Genomic DNA, 24,576 nt, shown 5'->3' with positions numbered 1-24,576 from the left:
TCTCAAAGTGAACCAATCTTTTGCCTCTCTGGGTCTGATTGACCCTTTGCTTAAGGCTATTGACGAATTAAATTATCGCGAACCGACCCCGGTTCAGCAGAAATCCATTCCGTCCCTGCTTGAAGGCAAGGACATGCTGGCCGCCGCTCAGACCGGCACCGGCAAGACCGCGGCCTACAGCCTGCCGATCATTCAGAAGATCGCTGAGTCCGGCGTCCGCGCGAAGCCGAAGGAAGTGACAGCGCTGATTCTGGCTCCGACCCGCGAACTCGCGGCTCAGATCCACGAGAACATTACGGCGTACTCGAAGTATCTGGACATCCGTTCCGCCCTCGTTTTCGGCGGCGTAAACCTGAAGCCCCAGACCGCGGCCCTTGCCCGCGGCGTCGATATTCTTATCGCCACGCCGGGCCGCCTTCTGGATCATCTCGGTCAGAAGCATGTGTCGCTCTCCGCGGTGAAGTTCCTGGTGCTCGATGAAGCCGACCGCATGCTCGACATGGGCTTCATTCATGACATCCGGAAACTGATCAAGCTGATCCCGGAAAACCGCCAGAGCCTGCTCTTCTCGGCCACCTTCAGCCCGGAAATCCGCAAACTCGCGGACTCCCTTCTCAATTCCCCGGTCTCCGTCGAAATTTCCCCCAATAAGGAATCGGCCCTGATCGAACAGCAGGCTTATGCCGTGCCGAAGAACCGGAAGCGTGAACTGCTCCGTGATCTGATCGTCGATGAAAAGTGGTCCCAGGTGCTGGTCTTCACCCGTATGAAGCACGCCGCGAACCGCCTCTGCCAGCAGCTGATCAAGGATGGTCTGACCGCTGCCGCCATTCACGGCAATAAGAGCCAGAACGCCCGCACCAAGGCTCTCGCTGACTTTAAGGATAAGAAGGTTCAGGTGCTCGTCGCGACGGATATCGCGGCTCGCGGCCTTGATATCGAACAGCTTCCCCACGTCGTGAACTACGACCTTCCGGATGTGCCTGAGGATTACGTGCACCGCATCGGCCGCACGGGCCGTGCCGGCGTCCCCGGCCACGCCGTGAGCCTGGTGTCGCCCGAAGACCGTCCGCTGCTTTCCGCGATTGAGAAGCTTCTGAAGGAAAAGATCAACCTGATCGTTCCCGCTCAGTACGCCGGTCCCCAGCCTGAGGATCTCGCAGAGGATGACCGCCGCGAGGAGCAAAATCATCATCAGCGTCTCTCCCAGCAGAGCCGTGCGAGAAGACGCCCCGCCGCGGCTCCCCGCCGCAGCCGTGAAGAAGCTTCCGAGTCTTCCGAGGTCTCCGCTGAAGACTCCCGCTCTGACCGTGACAGCTCCGCGCCTGAACGCCGCGGTGCCGCCCGCCGTCATCAGGTGAAGCGCAGCACCTCCCGCCGCAGCCCTGAGGCTTCCTCCCGCCGCGGCAGCTCCGACCGCTCGGATCGGGGTGACCGCGCTGAACGCTCTGACCGTTTCGATCCTGATAACTTCGGCAACTCGATCAACTACACGCCCCGCCGCAAGGCTCCAGGCCGCTCCCGCAGCCGCGACACCATCGCGCGCTATGAGCCGGTGGATCCGTTCGCGCCCGAGCATCAGGCTCTCTTCCTTCCGCAGAGCATGCCGGGCGAACGCCCCTACCGCGCAGGCGGTGCCGAAAAGCGCCGCCGTCCTTCCCGCGGCCCCCGCTCGGACCGCAGCACGGACTACTTTGAACGCAACTCCCGCTACACCGACAGCAACACCCGCAGCAATCTGCCCCCGGGTCTCGCTCCCCGCCGCGGCGGCCGTTCAAGAAACCGCTAATACCATTCAATAATCCTTACATTTTCCTGATTCCCGCAGAGGGGATCAGGGAATTTTTAATTTCTTCGGAAATTAAAATGTAGGGATTATTCTTTTTTCGGAGTTTGGGCATGAAGCGCTCATGTCTCGTTTCCCTGCTCGCAATGCTGTCAGCCGCTGTGCTGAGCGGCTGCGCCGCGACTGCACAGGGCGACCTGTCCGCCGCCTCGCCTTCAGCTGATCAGGCGTCTGACGGTCCCGCGCCGACGGCACTTCCCCGCCACCGCGCGAGGTCCGGCCCCCGGGCACTCAGCGACCTTGCCGATCCCCTGCTCGACGCGCCTTATCAGACACTCGTCCACTGTGAGGCCGAGGATCCGCTGGTCTCAGGCGAAAAGCTCGGCAGCGTCCGCCTGATCTGTCACAGTCTCCGCGTTTCCGCTACGCTCACAGAGTTCCGTGATGCCGGGTGGCGTATCGAGGATATCCATATGATGGAATCCAAAACTCCGGAAGGCATCATCACCATTCCCTTCAGCGTCAGCCTGAGAAAGCTCTTCTGATCTGCGACCGGCGCGAGAATCTTTGATTGGATTAATGAAATGTCAGACGTTCAAAACAGAATTTCATCTCTAAGACAGCTTCTCGAAAAAGAAAACCTGTTTGCGTGGGTTTCCATCACATCAGACCCCCACGCATCGGAATATCTGCCGCCGCACTGGGCTGACCGTGAATGGCTCTCCGGCTTCACGGGGAGTGCCGGAACGCTGATTGTCACGCAGCATGACGCGCTGCTCTGGACTGACAGCCGCTACTGGACACAGGCCTCGGGGCAGCTCGAAGGCTCCGGCATCACGCTGATGAAGGACGGCGCTCCGGGGGTCGAAGGCTGGGATCAGTGGATGTCGCGTCACGCGCCCGATGGCTCCTCTGTCGGGATCAATGGCCGTTCGCTCAGCGTCAGAACCGCGGACCGGCTGACCGGGCTTCTTACCCCCAAAGGCATCTCGCTCCGCGAGGATCTGGATCTTCCGTCCCAGATCTGGAATGATCGTCCCGCCATGCCCTCCTCGACGGTTTTCGCGCATACGCTCGCGCCCGAATCCCGTCAGAGCAAACTCTCCCGCCTGGTGGCGCAGCTTGCTTCGCTTGGTGCAGACTCCTTCATGACCTCGGCGCTCGATGAAATCGGCTGGCTCACCAACCTCCGGGCGTCTGACGTTGACTACAACCCGGTTTTCCTTTCCCACTTTCTGCTTTGCCGCGGGAAGCCCATGCTTTTCATCGATGAAGCCCGGCTTCCGGCTGATCTGAAGGCGGCGCTCCTCTCTGATGGCTTTGAAGTCCGATCCTACGCGGCGTTCGCCGACGCCATCGCCTCGCTTCCGGAAAATGCGTCTCTGCTCTTTGATCCGGCGGTAACCACGGATTACTTCCGGAACCGCATCCCGAAGCAGGTCCGTGTTACCGAAGGCCTCTCGCCTCTCGCGCTCTTCAAGACCCGCAAGACACCTGAGGAAATCCGTCTGATCGACGAAGCCATGATCGAGGACGGTGCCGCGCTCTGCCGCTTTTATGCCTGGCTTGAATCCGCGCTCGCTTCGGGTGCCACAGTGACTGAAATGGATGTGGTCCGCCGCCTGCATGATGAAAGAGCGAAAGGCCGTGGCTATGTGAGCGAATCCTTCGGCACGATTGCCGCAGTGGGCGCGAACGCCGCGCTGCCTCACTATGAGCCGTCTAATGAACATAACGCGGTGCTGGATGGGGACACGGTGCTTCTTATTGACTCGGGAGCCCAGTACGAGTCCGGCACTACCGATATCACCCGCGTCACGCCGATTCATCGGCCTGATGACGCGATCCGGCGGGATTACACCGCGGTGCTCCGCTCACACCTTCACCTGCTGGACGCCTATTTCCCGGAAGGCGCCTACGCGTCTCAGCTCGATACCTTTGCCCGCGCCCCGCTCTGGGAAGTGGATGCCGATTTCGGGCACGGCACGGGTCACGGCGTCGGTTTCTTCATGAATGTGCATGAGCGCCCGTACTCGATTTCTCCCCGCTCGCTTCCCTCTGAAGCCACGAAGACCGTGGAAGGGATCGTGGTCTCCGATGAGCCGGGGCTTTACCGCGAAGGACGCTGGGGAATCCGGATTGAGAATCTGATTACGCCGGTTCCGCAGGCCTCAAGCGAATTCGGCCGCTTCATGACATTCCGTCCGCTCACTCTCTGCCCGATCGACACGCGGCTCATTTATCCCCGCATGATGAAGTCGGACGAAATAGCGAAGCTGAATGACTATCACCGGCTTGTGAGAGAAAAACTGAAAGATCGGGTATCCGGAGAAGCACTCACCTGGTTACTCGAAAGAACTGAGGTTTTTTAACCCGTTAGCAGTATACAATCTGGGCAATCTACGCCTTAAAAAAGGCCCTCAAAGGTTCATCATGCCCAGAAAGTGGTACAAAATCATCCTGGCCGCAGGACTCTCCGCCATTTGCGTCCTTGGCTGCTCGAAAAAGACCGACACAAAGGCTCCGACAAAGCCTGTGCCGGTCACTACGCTTGCTGTAACTCCCGAAGATGTTCCCGAGTGGCATGAAGTGATGGGTCAGACCGAGGGCGCCGATCAGGTGGAGATCCGCTCTCAGGTGAGCGGCATCCTGAAGCGGCAGCTTTATAAGGAAGGCGAATTCGTCAGACGCGGCCAGCCGCTTTTCATCATCGATCAGGCACCTTTCCAGGCAGACCTCGAAGCGGCCCGCGCTGCGGCGAACCAGGCGAAGGCTCAGCTTGAGCAGGCTGACCGCGAACTCGCCCGCACGCGCAGACTCTACGCGCAGCAGGCCGTACCCCAGAAAGATCTGGATGACGCCCAAAGCACGGCTAAGGTGGCCCGTGCAGCTCTGAAGGCCGCTGAGGCAAAGGCGGCCGCGTCCTCCATCTCGCTCTCCCACACGCAGATCACCGCTCCCGCGGACGGCATTGCCGGCATGGCTCTCGTGAACCCGGGCGCCCTGATTACCGCTCAGTCGACGCAGCTCACCACGCTCACGCAGAAGAAGGATCTGAAGGTCGTCTTCGCCATCAGTGACCGCGATCTCGGGAACGCCTCGATGACTCTCGGGAACGCGGTTGAAGTCGTGAATTCGGATGGAAAGCGGATTCCCGCGAAGCTCGACTATGTATCTCAGTCCGTGACACCGGACCTCGGCACGCGTCAGATGCGGGCAAAGATCACCTCCCCCGCCAATATCCTCTCCGGACAGTTTGTGCGGGTGAGAATCCAGACCGGGACCGAACACGCTGTCTATAAGGTACCGCAGGCCTCTGTCCTCCAGCTTTCTGACGGCACTTACGCGGTCTATCTCCGGGAGGGCAACAAGGCAAAGCGCGTTCCGGTGGAAGTCGGTCCCTGGGATGACACCAGCTGGATTGTGCGGAAAGGGCTGAAGACCGGCGATCATGTGATTACCGACCAGATTCTCAGGCTTCGTGACGGCCGCGAGGTCACCGATCCCGGAAAGGGCTCACCCGCCGCTTCCCGTGCCGCCTCCTGACCGCGGAGTCTGACGCCATGCTCTCCCAGTTCTGCATCAAGAGGCCGATCTTCGCCACCGTGATGGCGATTCTGATCGTGCTCGCCGGCATCATCTCTGTCCGCGTGCTGCCGGTTTCCCAGTACCCGAACATTACCCCGCCGTCCGTGATGATCAGCGCATCCTATGACGGCGCTGACATCCAGACACTCTCCCGAACCGTGGCTCAGCCGATTGAGGCCCAGCTCTCCGGCATTCAGGGACTGATCTACTACACGACGACGCTCCGCTCAAGCGGTGAAGTCCGTATCAACTGCACGTTCGAGATCGGCACAGATCCGAATAACGCCGTTCTCGAAATCAATAACCGCGTCCGTACGGCTGAGAGAAAACTGCCTCAGGCTGTGCGTAACGTCGGTGTCACGGTAAGAAAGCGCAGTTCCGATAACCTCCTTCGCATCATTCTCACGTCTCCCGATAAGAGCATGTCGCCGCTCGCCATGGCGGACTATGCGAACGTCAATATCGTTGACGAACTGAAGCGCGTTCCCGATATCGGTGACGTCATGGTCTACGGCAACGTGGAATCCGCCATGCGTATCTGGGTGGATCCGCTCCGGATGGCGAAGCTGCGCGTCACGACGTCCGATATTGAAAAAGCGATCTCGGCCCAGAACCAGCAGTATGGTGTCGGCCGAACCGGCACAGCGCCGACCCCCGAGAACCAGCAGCTCTTCTACACGGTAACCGGCCGCAACCAGCTCGTGAATCCGGAGCAGTTCGGAAACATCGTGCTGAGGAGCGACCCGACGCTTGGCACCATCCATCTGCGTGATGTAGCCCGGATCGAAGTGGGCCGCCGGAATTATGAATTCCAGACGGAGCAGAACGGGTATCCGGCCGCGAACATCGGCGTCTTCCTGCAGACTGGCGGAAACGCCCTTGCTGCCGCCAACGCGGTTGTAAAGCGGATGGATGAGCTGAAGGAGCATTTCCCGAAGGGCAAGCTCACCTACACCGTGACAGACGACACCACAGTTTTCGTGAAGGCGTCTCTGAAAGAAGTGATCACAACGATCGGTGAAGCGATTCTTCTCGTGCTGGCCGTGGTATTCCTCTTCCTGCAGTCCTGGCGCGCCACGCTGATCCCGATGATCTCGGTCCCGGTGTCACTCATCGGCTGTACAGCAGGACTCTGGCTCTGCGGCTTCTCCATCAATACGCTCACGCTTTTCGCCATGACGCTCGCGATCGGCATTGTGGTGGATGACGCGATTGTCGTGCTGGAGAACGTGGACCGTCTGATGATTCACGAACGGCTCTCGCCCCGCGATGCCGCGGTCAAGGCGATGCAGGAAGTGTCAGGAGCTCTGGTCGCAATCGTTCTCGTGCTGTCCTCTGTCTTTGTCCCGGTCGCCTTCCTCGGCGGCATGGCGGGTGAACTCTACCGGCAGTTCGCCATCACGGTTGCCATGGCTGTCGTGATCTCAGGCTTCAATGCTCTCACCCTCACGCCGGCTCTCTGCGCTCTCTTCCTCAAGGCACCGGATAAAAAGCACCGCAAAGAGAAGCCCGCGTTCTTCGTGTTCTTCAACCGTTGCCTCGATAAGATCACGGCGAAGTTCGTCCGTACCGTGCAGCTCGCGCTCTCGCACAGCCTTGCCTGCGCGGTCATTCTGGTCGCGATCACGGGTGTTGTGTGGGAACTCGTGCAGATCACTCCGACCTCCTTTGTTCCTTCTGAGGACCAGGGGCTCGTCCGCATGGTGCTGCGGCTTCCGGAAGGCTCCGCTTACCCGAGAACGCAGAAACTCGCGGCCGAGGTCGGAGCTAAGGTTCAGAAACTTCCAGGGGTTGACTCCGTGCTGACTGAAGCGGGGCGTGACGCTACCTCTTCAGACTTCCGGCCTGACGTAGCCTCCATCACTGCGAAACTGAAGCTCTGGGAAGACCGCGCCGTCAGCGCCACGGATGTCCGTCAGATGCTGCAGAAGATCGCGAACGCCCGTACGGACGCGATCGGCACCGCGACGCTCCCCGCCGCCATTCCGGGACTCGGCAGCGCGAACGGTTTCACAGGCTTTATTGAGGCCCGCGGGAACGATGACCCCAAGGCGCTTCAGGCCGTCTCGGACGAATTCGTCGAAGCCCTCCGCAAGCGTCCGGAACTCACGTCGCTCCGCAGCTTCCTGCAGGCTGAATCCCCGCAGCTCTCGGTCTCTGTTGACGAAGACAAGGCCGTTGCCATGGGGGTCAGCATCGCGGATGTTTACGACACGCTCGGAACGCTGATGGGCAGCACCTATGTGAACGACTTCCCCCGTGACTCGAAGCTCCTCCGCGTCATCGTGCAGGCGGATACCGCCTACCGCATGACGCCTGAGGATCTCGGCCGGTCCTGGGTCCGGTCTTCAAGCGGCGCGATGATTCCGCTCTCCACGCTGATTACAGTGAAACGCACATCGGGTCCGATCAGCATGATGCGTCTGAACGGCTACCTCGCCGCGCAGTTCATGGGTGCCGCGACACAGGGGATCAGTTCGGGTGACGCCATCCGGATTGTTGAGGAAACCGCGCAGCAGGTGCTCCCCGAAGGCTATACGGTGGAATGGGTTGATCAGGCGTGGCAGGAAAAGCGGATCGGAAGCTCATCAGTCACCGCGTTCGGGTTCGGCATTCTTGTCGTCTTCCTCATTCTGGCCGCGCTTTACGAACGGTGGTCGCTCCCGGTCGCCGTGGTGTTCGCACTGCCATTCGCGCTTCTCGGCGCCTTTGTGTCACTCACGCTCCGGGGGTTCAGCAACGGCATTTACTTCCAGATCGGCCTTCTTGTGCTGATCGGTCTCTCTGCAAAGAACGCCATTCTGATCGTGGAATTCGCGCTCCAGAGACTGGCGCTCGGCGATACACCGGCCCAGGCCGCCGTGAACGCCGCCCGCATCCGACTCCGTCCGATTCTCATGACGTCGCTCGCCTTCATGCTCGGCGTTCTGCCGCTTGTCACCGCGGCGGGCGCGGGATCCGCTGCCCGTCAGTCGATGGGTACCGGTGTGTTCGGCGGCATGCTGATATCGACCTTCATCGCGACGATCTTTGTTCCGGTGTTCTTCACCTGGTTCACGAAGATGCGAAAGAAGACGAAGGACACGCCGCCTGACGGTGACTCCGCGTCCGACAAACCCGGGAAAGGAGAGCTGTAATGAAGAAAACCGCCATTACTCTTGCGTCCGGCCTGGCCGCTTCGCTTCTTCTTGCCTCCTGCTCCACGCCGCCCGGACTTCCGAAAACGCTTCCCGATACCCGGGCTTCGCTGCCGGATACCTGGAACGCGCCTGAGGTAAAGGGCGGCGCTTTCAGCGCCCGGAGCGACTGGTGGAACGAATTCTCGGATCCGACGCTGAGCAGCCTGATTGAAACCGGTCTCAGCCGCTCGCATAACGTCCGGGCCGCGCTCGCGAGACTTGAAGAGGCACGGGCGTACGCCGAGGAAACGGGAGCCGCGCTCTACCCAAATATTTCACTGGGAGCTGACGCATCCAACGGCCGGACGGAAAGCGCCACGTCTGGCGCTTATCAGAAGTCCAAGATCCATCGCGTTCAGGGCGAAGCCGCCTGGGAGATCGACTTCTGGGGCAAGAACCGCAAAGCCCGTGAAGCGGCGCTTGCCAGCGCGGACTCAAGCCTTTGGGCGGTCCGGGCGGTGGAGCTGTCACTGGCCGGCAATATCGCCCGCCAGTATTTCGGATGGGTCGCTGCTCGGCAGAGTCTCGCGATTTCAGAGAACACTCTTGCGTCCCTGGCAAAGACTCTCTCCATTACGGAAGCAAAATACAGGCTCGGCACGGCAACCGAGGTCGACGTGAATACCGCTCGGTCCGACGTTGAGACGCAGCGCACAGCGGTGAGCAGCTGGAAGCTTGCCGCGGAGCAGCATCTTCACGCGCTCGCGCTTCTCACCGCGCAGCCTGAGCTGAAGCTCCCGGATTCTCCGTACGGACTCCCCGAAGTGCCCGCGATCCGTCCCGGTATCCCCAGCACCCTTCTGCAGAACCGGCCCGACGTCCGTGAGGCTGAGGCGATGCTCCGAAGCGCCCATGCCTCAGTCGCTGTCGCTTATGCGGCCTTCTTCCCCAGTATTTCGCTGACCGGGAGCGCCGGGACGCAGTCACGGGCACTCTCTGATCTCTTCACGCATTCGATCTGGTCCGTGGGACTCTCGCTTGATCTTCCGATATTTGACTTCGGACGCCGCTCAGCGCGGTTCTCCCAGGCAAAGGCCGCGGAAACCGCAGCGCTTGAAAGCTATCGGATGGCCGCTGAACAGGCGTACTCAGACGTGAGAGACAGTCTCTCGGCTGCCACCTACTACAGCGAGGAAGCGAGGAGCCGGACCGTTGCCCGGAGCACGGCTGAGAAAGCGGCCGCCCAGGCCTCAACGCTTTACGAAGCGGGCAAAGGCGGATTCCTATCGCTTCTCACCGCTCAGAGATCCGCGAACGCCGCGGCTCTTTCTGAAATCAGCACCCGGCTGAACGGGCTGAATAACGCCGTGGCGCTCAATCTGGCGCTCGGCGCAGGTCCCGGAAATAGGTAGGTTTTCCGTTCAGAGCCCGATCTGAAAAACACTAGAATCCAGAGCATGAAGATATCAAGAACCTACCTGCTCTGGACCCTTGGCCTTCTGACAGCCTTCGGCCCCTACATTACTGACCTCTACCTCTCTTCCCTTCCGGAACAGGTCGAATACTTCGGCACGACGCCCGCCCTTGTGCAGCTTGGCCTCACCACCAGCATGGCGGGGCTCGCTGTCGGCCAGCTCGTGATCGGACCGCTTTCCGATCACCTCGGGCGCAAGAAACCGCTTCTCGTCTGTCTCGTGCTCTTCATCGCCATCACGGTGATTTCGATCCTGTCACCCAATATCCTCACCTTTATCACCCTCCGGTTCTTCCAGGGCTTCGCGGGCGCAAGCGGCATCGTGCTGTCACGCTCGATCGCGACTGACCTCTTTGAGGGCCGTGAGCTCATGAAGGCGATGGGAACCATGGGATCCGTCAATGGCATCGCACCGGTCACCGCGCCGATCATCGGCGCGCTTCTCATCACCGTCACTGACTGGCGCGGAATTTTTGTTTTTCTCACGCTGATCGGGGTCGCGCTTCTCGCGCTCGCCGCCAAGCTTCCGGAAACACTCGATGAGACCCGCCGCAATCCCCGGAATCCGATAACCGTTTTCCTCTCACTCGGCTCTGTTTTCAAAGACCGCTGCTTCAGGCTCACGGTGCTCCAGCAGTGCTTTGCCTTCTCGGTGCTGTTCGGCTACATCGCTTCCTCCCCCTTTATCTATCAGAAGATCTATGGGCTCTCCAGCATCGGCTACAGCGTGATGTTCGGTATCAATGCCTGCGGTATCGGTCTCGGCGCGGTGGTGTCCAGCAAAATGATGAATCCTGAACGGGTTCTCGTCTTCGGCTCCGCGGGGCTTGTGCTCTTCTCGCTCCTCGTCGGAGGGTCGCTGCTCACTGGCGCTTCGCTCTGGCTCCTTGAACCCTGCTTCTTTCTGCTTCTCGTGTCCCTTGGAACCACTTTCCCAACCGCGTCTTCAATCGCCATGTCGAGACAGAGAAAGATGGCCGGCGCCGCTTCAGCGGTCCTTGGCGCCTCAGGCTTTGTCGCAGGCGGCATCGTCTCGCCTCTGGTCGGCCTCTACTCCGTCACGGTCTCCACTTCAATCGTTCTGATCGCGGCGGCGCTCGGCGCTCTCGGCCTATCGCTGATTGTCAGAACTGCCGTGCAGCAGGCGACCGACTCCCCACAGGGCGTTCCGCTCGACATCTGAACCTGCCCCGGTTCTCCACAACAAAACAGCACCTCTTCCTTTGGAAAGAGGTGCTGCTCTGAATGGTTTTCCCGATTTTCAGTTCCTGATCCACTTCAGGAACGATTCGAGTCAATCCGAAAAGAACTTCTTCACGCGATCCAGGAATCCCTGATGCTTCGGGGAGTGCTTCGATTCGTTCTTCGCGATGCTCGTATCGAAGCTCTTCAGGATCTTCTTCTGCTCGGCGCTCAGATTCACCGGCGTCTCAACATACACGCGGCAGAAGAGATCACCCTTCGCACCTGAACGCAGGTTCTTGATACCCTTGCCGCGCAGGCGGAAGACCTGACCGGTCTGTGTGCCTTCCGGCAGCGTGATCCGGGACTCGCCATCGAGACTCGGCACCGTGATTTCGCCGCCGAGCGCCGCGAGCACGAAGGAAATCGGCTGATCCACGTAAAGGTTGGAACCCTCACGGCGGAAGAGGTCATGCGGCTTCACATGAACCACCACGTAGAGGTCACCCGGCTCGCCGCCGTTCGTGCCCGGACCGCCCATGCCGGAAAGGCGGATACGCTGGCCGTCATCAATACCGGCAGGAATGTTCACCTGGAGAGTCTTCGTCTTTCTCTGGTGACCGGTGCCGCCGCAGTCAGGGCACGGATCCTTGATCACCTGACCGGTGCCGTGGCAGTGCGGGCAGGTCTGCTCAACCGAGAAGAAGCCCTGAGACATACGGACCGTACCGCGGCCGCCGCAGTGCGGGCAGGTCGTCTTGGAGGTGCCGGGCTTGCAGCCGGAACCGTGACAGGTTTCGCAGGTATCCCAGACCGGAACCCGGATCTCGGGCTTCATGCCCTTCGCCGCATCCTCGAGCGTAATCGTGAGCTCATACTGGAGATCCTCGCCCGGGTACGCGTAGGAACGCGCATCCGCGCGGCCGCCACCCGCCTGGTTGCGGAACATGTCGCCGAAGATATCTCCGAACACGCTTCCGAAAATATCGGCTCCGTTCATTCCGCCCATGCCGCCCATATCCGGGCCGCCGGCGGCGCCATTCAGACCTTCTTTTCCGAATCGGTCATAGGCCGCGCGCTTCTGCGGGTCGGACAGCGCCGCATAGGCAGCCCCGACCTCTTCAAACTTTTCCTTTGCGGTCTCATCCCCAGGATTCCGATCCGGGTGGTACTTCATAGCGAGACGCCGATACGCCTTCTTGATTTCTTCAGCCGTAGCATCGCGCGAAACACCCAGGACCTCGTAATAATCTCTATCAGCCATTTAATTTTGCCGTCCGCTGTGGAAAGAAACACCGCAAATTCTGCAGCATCCTAATCAATCAATTTGCATCAAAACCGCAAAAGGGCCGGTTCCCTTAATCGGGGAATCGACCCTGTGTGCGGTTACATTACTTCATTGCCGCATCGGGCGCGGATCAATGCTTGACTTCTTTGAAGTCAGCGTCGACCACGTCGTCATCGGACTTGTCAGACTTGGCAGCGCCTTCCGGTTTAGCACCGGAGGCCTGCTGCTGAGCGGCACCCTGCTGCTGAGCAGCAGCGTTCAGCTTCTCACCGATCTTCTGAGCGGCAGCCATCAGCTTCTCAACTGCGCTGTTGATCGCGTCCTTGTTTTCGCCGCGCTGAGCGGTTTCAACAGCCTTGATCTCAGCTTCACAGGCGGCACGGTCAGCCGGATCCACCTTGTCACCGAGGTCCTTCAGGGTCTTCTGAACCTGGGCGATGGCGGCATCAGCCTGATTGCGGGCCTGAGCCAGATCGAAGCGGCGCTGATCCTCAGCCTTGTTCGCTTCGGCTTCCTTCATCATGCGGTCGATTTCCGTATCCGACAGACCGGAGCTCGCCTTGATCTCGATGTGGTTCGCCTTGCCGGTAGCCTTGTCCTTCGCGCTCACGTGCAGGATGCCGTTCGCGTCGATATCGAAGGTCACTTCAATCTGCGGCAGTCCGCGCGGAGACGGCGGGATGCCTTCGAGGTTGAACTCGCCGAGGAGCTTGTTGCCTTCGGCCATCTGACGTTCACCCTGATAGACCTTGATCGTCACGGCCGGCTGATTGTCTTCAGCCGTCGAGAAGACCTGCTGATGCTTCGTCGGGATCGTGGTGTTGCGCTTGATCATCGGGGTCATCACGCCGCCCAGGGTCTCAATGCCGAGGGTAAGCGGGGTCACGTCGAGCAGCAGCACGTCGCGGGTGTCGCCGGAAAGCACAGAACCCTGAACCGCAGCACCGATAGCCACAGCCTCATCCGGGTTCACGTCCTTACGCGGTTCCTGACCGAAGAACTCCTTCACCACTTCCTGGACACGCGGCATACGGGACTGACCGCCGACCAGAATCACGTCGGAAATGTCAGACGGCTGCAGGCCGGCATCCTTCAGAGCCTTGCGGCAGGGTTCGATGGAACGCTGCACGAGGTCCTCAACGAGGCTCTCGAACTTGGAGCGGGTCAGCGTCACATTCAGATGCTTCGGACCCGTGGCGTCAGCCGTGATGTACGGAACGTTGATTTCCGTTTCCTGACGGCTGGAGAGTTCGATCTTCGCGGATTCAGCGGCATCCTTCAGACGCTGCAGGGCGAGGGAATCCTTCGAGAGGTCGATGCCCGTATCCTTCTTGAACTCGCTGATCAGGTAGTCCATCACACGGCGGTCAAAGTCCGCGCCGCCGAGGAACGTATCGCCGTTCGTGGACAGCACTTCAAACTGCTTGTCGCCGTCAACGTCCGCGAGTTCAACGATAGAAATATCGAACGTGCCGCCGCCAAGGTCATACACGGCGATCTTACGGTCACCCTTGCCGCCCTTGTCAAGGCCGAAGGCCAGAGCAGAAGCGGTCGGTTCGTTGATGATGCGCTTCACTTCAAGACCAGCGATACGGCCGGCATCCTTCGTTGCCTGACGCTGGCTGTCGTTGAAGTAGGCCGGAACCGTAATCACGGCTTCCGTCACCGGCTCGCCGAGATAATCCTCAGCGGTCTTCTTCATCTTGCGGAGCACTTCAGCGGAAACCTGCTGCGGGGCAAGCTTACGGTCACCCTGCACCTGCACCCAGGCGTCACCGTTATCGGCCTGAACAATCTTGTACGGCAGATGAGTCATGGCGGACTGAACAGCCGGATCGTCATAGCGACGGCCAATCAGACGCTTCACCTCAAAAATCGTGTTCTTCGCGTTCGTCACGGCCTGGCGCTTCGCGGGCACGCCCACGACCACTTCGCCGCTGTCCATATACGCCACGACGGAAGGCGTCGTACGAGCGCCCTCGCTGTTCTCAATCACGCGGACCTTGTCGCCTTCCATCACAGCCACAGCTGAATTGGTTGTACCAAGGTCAATACCAATGATCTTGCCCATTTATTTGCCAGTCCTTTATCTGCGAGGCCGCTGTCTTGAACAGCCTCATTTCATTAGTCAAATCAGTTCTGAGGTGACCTGTTTGGATCACCCGTAATCCCTATATGGGGACGTTTTGTTTTTTTTCAACCCTGCGCAACGGCAACCATCGCAGGACGGAGCACCCGTTCCTGGATCATCCAGCCTTTCTGGAAAACCGTTGCGACCGTGCCGGACTCCTGCCCTTCAGCGGGAGGAACCACGGTGACTGCCTGATGCCGGTTCGGATCAAACTTTTCTCCGACGGGTTCAAAGCTCTTCATGCCGGAAACTTCCATGGCGTGAATCAGCTGCCGATAGATGGCGAGAAGGCCGTCCTTCATCGGGCCCTCTTCCTTCTGGGCATGCTCCATCGCCTTCTCAAGAGAATCCATCACGGGAAGCAGATTCGTGGCGAACTTGTCGATACCGAACTTTTCGGCCTTCAGCACATCGGCTTCTGCGCGCTTGCGGGTGTTTTCGACTTCCGCCATCGCGCGGACATACATGTCGTAGTTTTCAGCGATCTTCTTCTCGGCCTGCTGAAGCTTTTCGGTGAGCTCAGCCACCGCCGTGTCCTTCTTTTCTTCTGAAGAAGCGGCTTCCTTTCCGCACCCGCAGGCGGTCTTTGCATCCGCCTGGGCAGCATCCGGCATCACGTTTTCCGTGTCCTGTGCCTTAGCCTTCTGTTTGTCGCATGCTGCTTCCGTCATTTATTCCTCCAAATCCGCATAAAAAGAGCTACCAAATTTATATGGGGTCGGCGGAAGCAGATTTACATAAGGGTTAACCCTTTATAACCAGCCCTGAAGCTCATCCCGGATGAGTCTTTCATAAAAATCAATGGCGCCCGGCGTGCTGTTAAGACAGGGAATGTAGTGAAAATGGCCTGAGGGATTGGCCTCTTCATAGACCTTGCGGATCCCGAGATCGACTTCCTCATCCGTTTCAAGGCAGTCACAGGTAAAGCTCGGGCAGATGATATCGAGACGGTTCACGCCTTCGGAAGCGAGCGTCTTCGCGCGATCAATCGTATAGGGCTGCAGCCATTCCTGGGGGCCGAACCGGGACTGGAAATCGGTTTCCCACTGCTCAGATGTGAGATTCAGAGCCGCGGCGATCGCCTTTGAGGAGTCGAGGCATTCCTGCTGATAGGTGTCACCCTTTTCCTTCACACACTCCTCCGGAACACCATGGAAACTGAAAATCAGTTTCCCGCCTTCGCTCCAGGGTTCGCCATGCTCCGCCCAGTAATTCCGGACGTGCTGCGCCATCGCCTGCACCCAGTCATCACGGTCACAGAACCGCTTCACGGTTCTCGTTGCCGGAATGTTCCGCAGTGTCCGATAGGTTTTGCCTACGGTATCCATGACAGACCCGACAGTCTGAGGAGAATACTGAGGGAAAAGCGGCAGGATAAAGAGCTTCTCTATCCCCTCGGCCACAATCTTCCGGATCTGGGCGTCAAGCGACGGATTCCCATAGCACATGGAATATTCAACACGCACGGGAAGGTCTGAAGCCTTCATCCGTTCATTCAGGCCTTCCGCGATTTTTCTCGCGTGAACAACGAGAGGCGAACCTTCCGGCGTCCAGATCTGGCGATACTTCGCCGCGGACTTCGCCGGCCGCTTCCTGAGGACCGTGCCGTACAGGATGGGCAGCCAGATGAAAGGCGGCATTTCGACAATACGCCGGTCCTTCAGATAATCCCGCAGATAGCGGCGCACCGCTTCGGGAGAGGGATCATCCGGAGTTCCTGTGTTCGCTAGCAAAACCGCAATCTGAGGCTTCTTACCCATAGTTCTTCGTCCTAACTTACGCCGGGCCGGAAGACTCCTCCGGTCACGGATCCGAGCCCGCCGTCCAGCGGGCTGCTTCAGTAAAGAAGAAGAAATTTTACGGGATACGTCTTATTTATTCCTGATTAATGCCGGAGAGCCTTCAACAAAGTCAAAGAAATGCAGAATATGACGCGGCAGCCAGTCAATCGTACCGGGCCACTTTCCCGTGGGGAAGCCGATATGACCGCCCTCAGCGGGCTGCTCCAGGAACACAAAGTCCGATATATCGCTTTCCGTCGGCAGCGCCCAGATCGGCTGGAAAGGATCATTCAGCGGATTCAGCAGCAGGAGCGGCACTCTGACATCCGGCAGTACGTACTTCGCGCTGCAGCGGGTCCAGTAATCCATCCCGTTCTTGAATCCGTGGATCGGCGCGGTGTAAACCTCGTCAAACTCATAAAGGTTTTTCACCCGGCGGAAGGCCCGGACGTCAATAAAGTCACCGAAAATCTGGATCTTCCTCTCCACCTTTTCCTGCAGCGTGCTGAGGAACATCTTGGCATAGAGCCGGTTCGCGCCGTGGCTGACGATTTCGGAGCCGGCCACGAGGTCAAGCGGCGCGCCGACTGCCGCGATCGCCCTGACGTAGGACGGGATGGACTCCCCCATATCGCCCGCGTACTTGGCGACATAGTTGCCGCCAAGCGACATCCCCGCGAGATAAATGGGAGCCTCCGGAAAACGGGCGTGCACACACTGAACAACCCATGCGCACTCAGCGGTATCACCCGCAAAATACGCTCTCGGGAGACGGTTCAGCTCGCCGCCGCAGCTCCTGTAGCAGGCCACGCACCCTCTCCAGCCCCGAATCGACGCTTCATGCATCAGAGCGATCGCGTAGTGGCTGTCTGACGCCCCCTCCAGTCCATGGAAGTGAATCAGAATCGGGGTTTTCGGGTCTTTGGGCTCAGGCAGACACCAGTCAAAGAGAATGAAGTCCCCGTCCGGCGTGTCCCAATGCTCTCGGCGGTACTTAACCTCAGGTCTCGGAGAAATCCTCGCCGGGATAATGGTCTGAAGATGCGCGCCAGGCGCCCAGGAGGGCGCAGCATAGTCGCACTCAAGATGCGGCATGATGCGCCTCCTCACCCGTCTGCGCGGCAGCGCCGATAACGTCATTCCAAAGCTGGTTCACAGAGGCGATTTCTCCCTCAACCCGGGCGGGATCCACTCTCACGGGGCCATCCCCCTGAGCGAGCCGGACCTCACGCTGAATGGCCCGGTACTTCCTGTAGGCCTCAGAGCAATCACGGGCAAGGTCCTTCGAAATCAGCCCGGCATCCGCCGCGATGGCGAGCAGATGAATATTGCCGAGATTCCCAACGAGCTCCGGGAAATCCTTTGAATAGGCAAGCACCAGATACTGGACCGCAAACTCAATATCCACCATGCCGCCCCGGTCATGCTTGATATCGAAAAGCTCTGTCGGGTTTTTATGCCCGTCCAGCATCCGCTGCCGCATGCTGATCACCTCAGAGGCAAGCTCCGCGCGGTTCCTCGGGCTCTGAAGAATCCGTTTCCTTTCAGCCTCAAACTTTTCACCGATCGAGGGGTCACCTGCGCAGAACCGGGCCCGGGTCAGGGCCTGGAGCTCCCAGGTCCATGCTCCCTTGCCGTCCTCATTCCGCTCGTACTTCTGCCAGGAGTCAAAAGAGGACACCACGAGACCATCGGCACCGTTCGGACGAAGCCGGAGGTCAACCTCGAAAAGACGCCCGGATGACGTCTGCATCGTGAGCCAGTTCATCATCCGGCGCACGAGTCTCGTGTAGACCATATCGGAATCCATCCGATCGTCGTCATAGAGATAAATGAGGTCGAGATCTGAGGCGTAGCCGAGCTCCTTGCCGCCAAGTTTCCCATAGGCGATCACAGCGAACTTCGGATCCCCTTCAAACTTTCTGGAGAGAGAGTTCCACGCCAGCTCCAGCACAACCTCAATCACCGCGTCCGCCAGAGCGGAAAGCTGATCGGCGAGCCGCACCGTGGAGAGCCTTCGGTCGAGGTCTGCCATCAGAAGACGGAAAACAGCGCCGTGATGAGCATCGCGGATCAGATTAAGCTGCCGCTCCTGATCATCTGACGCAGCCCGGAGTTCGGTGCGGAGGCGGTCGGCCCAGGCGGACCAGTCCGCCGGCGTGTCGTCACTGAACTCTTCAACACGCTGATCCATCAGCTCATCCAGAATGATCGGATGCTCTTTCAGGTAATCCGCGGCCCAGCGGCTCGAGGCAAGCACCCGGCCGACCCGCTTCAGCATGTCGGGATACTGATAGAGCAGCGCCACATAGGTCGGGCGCCCCGCAATCACTTCGAGCAGCCCGAGGCAGCGATCCAGCTCCTCATCGCTGCTCACCGTACTCGTATCAAATCTGGCCCATTCGGTGCAGTGCTCAAACACCTGCTTCAGCACACTCGCCATGCGTTCAAGAGCCCCGTTGCTCCGGCCGATATTGCGGGACGACATCAGAGCGAGAACCCGGGCCGCGAGTGAATCCGAATCCTGATACCCGAGGGAGGCGATTTTCGCGGCGAGCGGCTTCTCGGTATCCGGAAGCCCGGCGGTCCATCCTTCGGGCCAGTCAGAGGCGGATTCCTCTGTCTGCTCCTGAGCGTGAAAGATCGAGTCAAATGTCGTCCGGACAAATTCCCGCACTTCCTGCAGCTTCGCGTCCAGCGCTGACTCCTCTTCTCCGTACAGCATGGCAACGCGGTGACGCGCCGCCGGATCTGTCGGCCAGAGCTGCGTCTGCTGATCATCCACATACTGAATGGCGTGCTCCAGATTGCGGAGCATCACGTAGCTTCGCTTCAGGCGTTCAGCAACGCTCGCGGTCAGAGCTCCCCGGTCCGCAAGATACCCCAGCGTCTGAAGCGTGCTGTGGGAGCGGAGAAGCGGGTCACGGCCGCCGCGGATCACCTGAAAGGTCTGCGCGATAAATTCAATATTGCGGATACCTCCGCTGCCAAGTTTGACATTGACCCCCTGTCCCTGATGCTTCAGCTCGCGGCGGATGGTTTCCGCGCGGATCATGTCATGCAGCGCGGCAAGGGACGAGATGGCGCTGAAGTCTACGTACTTCCGGTAGACAAACGGGCGGACCAGTGACTCAATCGAGGCGCACTGCGACTTATAGGCGTCAGGGGTCGCGAAGACCGGTTCCGACACGATTCTTCCCTTCAGCCAGGCGAAGCGCTCCCAGTCGCGGCCCTGCGTATAGAGGTATTCCTCAAGCATGCCGCTTGAACAGACCATCGGGCCTGACGTTCCATTCGGGCGGAGCCGCATATCCACGCGAAACACAAAACCGCATCCGCGGATATCGGACAGCATCGGAATCACACGGCGCGCCACCCGCTCGAAAAACTCGCGGTTGGAGAGCGACCGCCGGGCCGGGAATTCTTCTGTCGGCCGGGTTTCGCCATCACAGTCATAGAGGAAGATCAGATCGATATCAGAGGACACGTTAAGTTCCGCGCCGCCCAGCTTCCCCATACCCACGACGAGCAGATCCTGCGGCACGCCGTCCTCTGACATCGGAACACCGAACCGTTCCGCGAGCAGCCGGGTCTGACAGCGGACAGCTGCCTGAATCGTCTCCTCGGCAAGCTCTGTCATCACGCGGACTACCTCCGGATAACCGCCAAGCCCGGTCGCGTCCCGCGCGGCCAGTGTCACAAGTATCCGGCGCCGGACCTCCCGCATGCGAAGCGCAAGCGCCTCCTCGTCCTCCGTCTCCCGGATCTCGGAGCGGATCTCTTCGGCCGAGGGCGACATCTGAGCGAGCGCTTCCAGCCTCGCGGGCAGCTCCGCTTCATCCGTTCCCGGATACATGCTCTTCAGAGAACGTTCAACAAAGGGGGAATTCTCGATAACTCCTCGGAAATCACATTTCGGCATGGGGAACCCTTTTTTCTGATTGACTTCTGACAGCTGATCTTTGGATTATGGCGCAGCAAGGCTCTCCTCTGATAAAGCCTCCCCCTAATCTATGGAAACTCATACCTGAAGAGCGGGATTCCAGCTCCTCTGCACTCGCCCTCCCCGCCGGGGTCTTCAGCCCGGATTAGCACTTTTCCTCTTTTCAGCTTTCCTCGCTGTGTTACAGTGTTTTCCGTAGGATTTTTTTCGGTCTTTGTTGGGCGGCGGAGAGGATGAAAAAGGCGGAGGGCAATGCTTTTTGGAAGCATCCACGCGGGTGGCTGAGAGTGATCGCGGCCACGCTGATCGGACTCTATTTGCTTGCCGCGCTGTTCATCAACGCACTTCGTTTTGTGGTTCTCCCCCACGTCAATGACTATCGGGACGAGATATCCGCCTATTTATCAAAGACACTGAAAGCGAATGTCCGGATCGGCGAAATTTCCCCCGCCTGGGACACCTACTGGCCGAAACTCACACTGAAAAACGTCGAAATCAGTTCTGACGCCTCTCCCCGGGCTCTCCGGGTGCCGGAAGCGGAAGGCGATCTCGACTGGTCTTCCATCCCCCGGCTTACACCGATCTTCGTCAATCTCTCGATCAAAAGCCCCAATCTGACGGTAACCCGTCTCTCCGGTGCCAAGTTTGATATCGGCGGCATCACGGTTGACTTCGGGACCGAATCCGAAAGCGGCGGCTTCATCAGCTGGCTCCTCGCGCAGAAGCAGATCCACCTGAGCGGAAGCCGGATCCTGTACCGCGACGCGTCGAATGCTGAATTCCCGACGATTGAGCTTCAGGATGGCCGCATCTCTTACATCAAGAGCCTGAAGTCCTGGAACACCGGTCTTCAGGGGAACCTTGCTGTCGCCGGACAGACCGCAGAGCCGCTTGATATCCGCTTCTCCATCCGCCGGCATCCATTCCGCCGCGCTGACGACTGGAAGAAGTGGGACGGCCGCATCTATGCGGATTTTTCGCAGAAGGATCTGATGCCGGTAATCCGGGCTCTTCCGGAAAAGCTCCCGGTGATCGGCGCCGGCGCTCATGGAACACTCTGGGCTGACTATGCAAACGCCTCTGTGAGCCATCTCCTCGGGACATTAAGCCTTGATAACCTGAAACCCGCGTCCGCCACCGACCGGTCTTTCAGCGTGTCCGCTTCCGCGCTTTTCGATGGAAAGCTCGATAAGAAGCAGAATCTCGCGGTCTTCACCATTCCTCAGCTTTCTATTCAGTCCTCCGGGAATCCGGCCCGGACACTGAAGGCTGACGCCAGAATTTCGCTCTCCGATGACCATACGCATGACACCGTCAATGCGGCGGGCGACTCGCTTGGCCTGAAGGAAGCGGCCGCTGCTCTCGAAGGGTTTGCGCCTAAGAGTGACGCGGCGGCGCTCATGCGCCAGATGACCCCCACGGGACAGCTCGAAAACTTCCGCTTCGCTCTTCTTGGCTCTCCCAAAGGAACACCTGTCTGGGATTTCACCTCCGACTTCCGCGATGTCAGTTTCCGCGATATCCCGGACCGTGATCCCGAGATTCCCGGCATGCCCGGTGTCCGGCATCTGAATGGCAGCATTGCCACGAACCCCGAGACCGGCATGGTGAAAGCCTGGGGAGAAAACGGTGAGGCCTCTTTCCCCGGCATCTTCCCGGACCCACGGGTTCCGTTCCGGAAGCTTTCCGGCACGGCATTCTGGTCTGTCTCTCCGAAGCTTGAACTGAATTTCCGCGATATTGAACTTCACAATCAGGACATCAATATCAAGGGCGATGCGGACTGGATTGACACCGGCGGCAGCGGAACTATCCGCGTGACAGCCACAGCCGCGAACAGCCTCGTCAAGTCCGCTTATAAGTACGTGCCGACACTGGCCGGTGCCGGAATCATCGACTGGCTGCATCAGGCGCTTCTCGGGGGCACCGCCCAGAACGCCGCAGTCGAGTGGTACGGCCCGATCGACCGCTTCCCCTATAACGGACGGGACGCAAAAAGCGGCCTCTTCCTCGTGACGGGTAACTTCCGGAATTCAAGCCTCGACTTTCTGCCTTCTGACAAACGAACAGAAACCGGTGCTCGGGTGATCGGCGGCGACTGGCCGATTGTCAGCCGTGTGAACGGACAGTTCCTTTTTGAAGCGGACCGTATGGTGATTGCGGGAGACACCGGCATTTCGGACCAGGTGCCACTCCGAGGCGTGATCGCGGAAATCCCGCACATGGGCGGGCACGCTCCGGACTCAAACCTCTTTATCAGCGGACGCGCCTCAGGAAGCTCGCAGCAGATGCTGCACTACCTCACGCAGTCCCCGGTTTCTGGATGGCTTGATCACTTCCTCGACCCGGCACGGGCCACCGGCACCGGCTCCCTCTCTCTTGCGCTCAGCATCCCGCTTTCCGCCCCCGAGAGAACCCTTGTCGCCGGCACCGTCCGTCTCGACAACAATCGGGTTGATCTTGGAAACAACATCCCGGAATTCGATAACGCCTCCGGCACCATCCGGTTCACGCAGGGAAACTTCTGGTCTGACGGCCTGAATGCTTCAGTCTGGGGGATTCCGGCGCGGGGCACCCTCCGGATGGCAGACGATGACTCCATCCTGGTGGATGCCAAAGCCCGCGCAGGGATTGATGATCTCAAACGGCTCTTCGGCAGTGATGGATCGCTTGATCCGGTTCTCGCTCATTTTTCCGGCAGCTCGGACGCGCAGGTGCATGTCCGTGTCGCGGACGGCAGCAATCTCGCCTTTACCGTCAATTCCGACATGAAGGGCATCGCTGTCGATTTCCCGCATCCCTTTAAAAAGAGAGCGGACGAAACCCTCCCTTCAGTGTTCACCTGGGATACGAATAAGGACGGCACAGTTTCTCTCACCGCAAAGGCTGGCAGCGTTCTGAACGCTCTCGCGACCATGAAGCCTCTGAAGACGGAGGGCTATGAGCCGCTCAACGCGGCGGTCGGTGTCGGTGAGGCTGCGAAACTCCCGAAGAAGGGGCTCTCTGTCCGTGTCACGACAGACCGTATCAACGTCAATCACTGGCAGCAGGAACTGGAACCGATCACGAATTCGTCCGCTGTGGCCAAGTCCCAGCTCCCGCTCCCCATTACGGAGATCCGGGCAAAAACAAAAGACCTCGTGATAGGGCGCCGCTCGTTCCCGGATGTCAGCCTCGCGATTGAACCCGAGGGTGACTGGTGGCTCGCGAGTCTCCATTCCTCCAGCGCTTCCGGAAACGTCCGCTACCGCGCGGCGGCCGGAAGACGTCCTGCGGAAATCCGAGGTGAGCTTTCCCACCTCTATATTCCGGAGGAAGGCGGCACCCGGTTCCGCCGCTACATCGCCACGACTCCTGCGGAGCAGCTCCCGTCGATGGATCTCCGAATCCGCGATCTCCAGCTCGAGGATATGAAGCTTGGCAGCATTGCGATTGTGGCGAGTTCAGCTGCCACCTCAGGCGGCGGTCATGTCTGGACGCTGAAGAACCTCTCCGCGGATAACGGGGCAGCCAAACTGACAGCCTCAGGCTCCTGGACAAAGAACAGCAAAGAGAATCTCACCAAGGTCAGCGCCGAACTGATTTCCCGCGATACCGGACGGCTTCTGAAGGAGCTCTCCGCCCCGAGCGGCGTCATCAGCGGCGCTCCGGGTGAGGTGTATCTCAATCTCTCCTGGAAGGGAGCACCGCAGGACTTCAATGCCGCCAATCTGAATGGCGATCTGGTCTCTCACATCAGAGGCGGCCGGTTCCTGCAGGTGGATCCAGGTCTGGCCGGCCGGTTCCTCTCTCTGCTCTCCATGCAGTCTCTGCTCAAGCGGCTGACGCTCGACTTCAGGGATGTTTTCGGCAAGGGTTTCTCGTTTGACACGATTGATATGACCGGGCAGATTCATTCCGGCGTTCTCTCGACGAAGAACATGTCGGTATCGGGATCGGCGGCGTCCATTGTGGCCGAGGGCTCCGTCAGTCTTCCCCGTCAGCGAGTGGACGCCAAGGTGCTCGTACTGCCTGACATCCATATTGAGGGTCCGGCACTTGCCCTGACCCTCGCGAACCCGATTGCCGGTATCGGCGGTTTTATCGCCTCCTTCGGCCTCAAGGTTCCGCTTTCTCACATCCTCTCCTCCGAATATGTGGTTGAGGGGCCGTTCGACAATCTGTCCGTCACAAAAGCCAATTCGGGAACACAGAAAGAGTCTGGGAAAAAGTAGCGATCTCAGGCGCCAACCCGGTATTTTGCTGCTTAGTGAGATAATGGGTTATCTACGATTATTCAGTGAC

The 24,576-nt window shown here is 59.4% G+C and carries 14 protein-coding genes; 8 read left to right on the top strand and 6 right to left on the bottom strand.

Going from position 1 to position 24,576, the window contains the following annotated elements; genetic code table 11:
* Positions 1 to 7: 7 nt before the first annotated feature.
* The 7 genes from M4NBBH2_RS04235 (at position 8) to M4NBBH2_RS04205 (ending at position 11,150) form a co-directional block, all read left to right on the top strand.
* Positions 8 to 1,789: a DEAD/DEAH box helicase gene (locus tag M4NBBH2_RS04235; RefSeq protein WP_116269840.1), complete on the top strand. Its 1,782-nt coding sequence runs from the start codon at positions 8 to 10 to the stop codon at positions 1,787 to 1,789.
* A gap of 110 nt (positions 1,790 to 1,899) precedes the next feature.
* Positions 1,900 to 2,331, top strand: coding sequence for a hypothetical protein (locus tag M4NBBH2_RS04230; RefSeq protein WP_116269839.1), 432 nt, complete (start codon positions 1,900 to 1,902; stop codon positions 2,329 to 2,331).
* A 39-nt stretch (positions 2,332 to 2,370) separates the two neighbouring features.
* Positions 2,371 to 4,158 (top strand): aminopeptidase P family protein, encoded by a 1,788-nt coding sequence (locus M4NBBH2_RS04225; protein WP_116269838.1) that lies wholly within the window; start codon positions 2,371 to 2,373, stop codon positions 4,156 to 4,158.
* A gap of 61 nt (positions 4,159 to 4,219) precedes the next feature.
* The gene (locus tag M4NBBH2_RS04220) at positions 4,220 to 5,332 is read left to right on the top strand and encodes an efflux RND transporter periplasmic adaptor subunit (RefSeq protein ID WP_116269837.1); all 1,113 of its coding nucleotides are present in this window, start codon (positions 4,220 to 4,222) and stop codon (positions 5,330 to 5,332) included.
* A gap of 17 nt (positions 5,333 to 5,349) precedes the next feature.
* Positions 5,350 to 8,511, top strand: coding sequence for an efflux RND transporter permease subunit (locus tag M4NBBH2_RS04215; protein ID WP_116269836.1), 3,162 nt, complete (start codon positions 5,350 to 5,352; stop codon positions 8,509 to 8,511).
* Positions 8,511 to 9,905: an efflux transporter outer membrane subunit gene (locus M4NBBH2_RS04210; RefSeq protein WP_116269835.1), complete on the top strand. Its 1,395-nt coding sequence runs from the start codon at positions 8,511 to 8,513 to the stop codon at positions 9,903 to 9,905. The genes M4NBBH2_RS04215 and M4NBBH2_RS04210 overlap by 1 nt, the downstream gene beginning before the upstream one ends.
* Positions 9,906 to 9,950: 45 nt before the next feature.
* Positions 9,951 to 11,150 (top strand): multidrug effflux MFS transporter, encoded by a 1,200-nt coding sequence (locus M4NBBH2_RS04205; protein ID WP_116269834.1) that lies wholly within the window; start codon positions 9,951 to 9,953, stop codon positions 11,148 to 11,150.
* A gap of 111 nt (positions 11,151 to 11,261) precedes the next feature.
* On the opposite strand, the gene dnaJ is transcribed toward M4NBBH2_RS04205, so the two are convergent.
* The 6 genes from dnaJ to glnE form a co-directional block, all read right to left on the bottom strand.
* On the bottom strand, positions 11,262 to 12,413 hold the full coding sequence (gene dnaJ, locus M4NBBH2_RS04200; protein WP_049686620.1) for a molecular chaperone DnaJ: 1,152 nt from the start codon (positions 12,411 to 12,413) through the stop codon (positions 11,262 to 11,264).
* 154 nt (positions 12,414 to 12,567) lie between these two features.
* Entirely contained in the window at positions 12,568 to 14,508 is a 1,941-nt protein-coding gene (dnaK, locus tag M4NBBH2_RS04195) for a molecular chaperone DnaK (protein ID WP_116269833.1), read from the bottom strand.
* Positions 14,509 to 14,633: 125 nt separating this feature from the next.
* On the bottom strand, positions 14,634 to 15,239 hold the full coding sequence (gene grpE, locus M4NBBH2_RS04190) for a nucleotide exchange factor GrpE (protein WP_116269832.1): 606 nt from the start codon (positions 15,237 to 15,239) through the stop codon (positions 14,634 to 14,636).
* Between the two features lie 81 nt (positions 15,240 to 15,320).
* Positions 15,321 to 16,328: a ferrochelatase gene (gene hemH, locus M4NBBH2_RS04185; protein WP_116269831.1), complete on the bottom strand. Its 1,008-nt coding sequence runs from the start codon at positions 16,326 to 16,328 to the stop codon at positions 15,321 to 15,323.
* Between the two features lie 111 nt (positions 16,329 to 16,439).
* Entirely contained in the window at positions 16,440 to 17,444 is a 1,005-nt protein-coding gene (locus M4NBBH2_RS04180; protein WP_116269830.1) for a YheT family hydrolase, read from the bottom strand.
* Positions 17,431 to 20,271 (bottom strand): bifunctional [glutamate--ammonia ligase]-adenylyl-L-tyrosine phosphorylase/[glutamate--ammonia-ligase] adenylyltransferase, encoded by a 2,841-nt coding sequence (gene glnE / locus M4NBBH2_RS04175; protein WP_116269829.1) that lies wholly within the window; start codon positions 20,269 to 20,271, stop codon positions 17,431 to 17,433. Before glnE ends, M4NBBH2_RS04180 begins: the two co-directional genes overlap by 14 nt.
* 254 nt (positions 20,272 to 20,525) lie before the next feature.
* On the opposite strand from glnE, the gene M4NBBH2_RS04170 reads away from it, so the two are divergent.
* The gene (locus tag M4NBBH2_RS04170; protein ID WP_116269828.1) at positions 20,526 to 24,506 is read left to right on the top strand and encodes a YhdP family protein; all 3,981 of its coding nucleotides are present in this window, start codon (positions 20,526 to 20,528) and stop codon (positions 24,504 to 24,506) included.
* Positions 24,507 to 24,576: the final 70 nt, after the last annotated feature.

This window comes from Mesosutterella multiformis, from assembly GCF_003402575.1.
GTDB lineage: Bacteria > Pseudomonadota > Gammaproteobacteria > Burkholderiales > Burkholderiaceae_F > Mesosutterella > Mesosutterella multiformis.
This window is presented reverse-complemented; position numbering and strand designations above follow the sequence as displayed.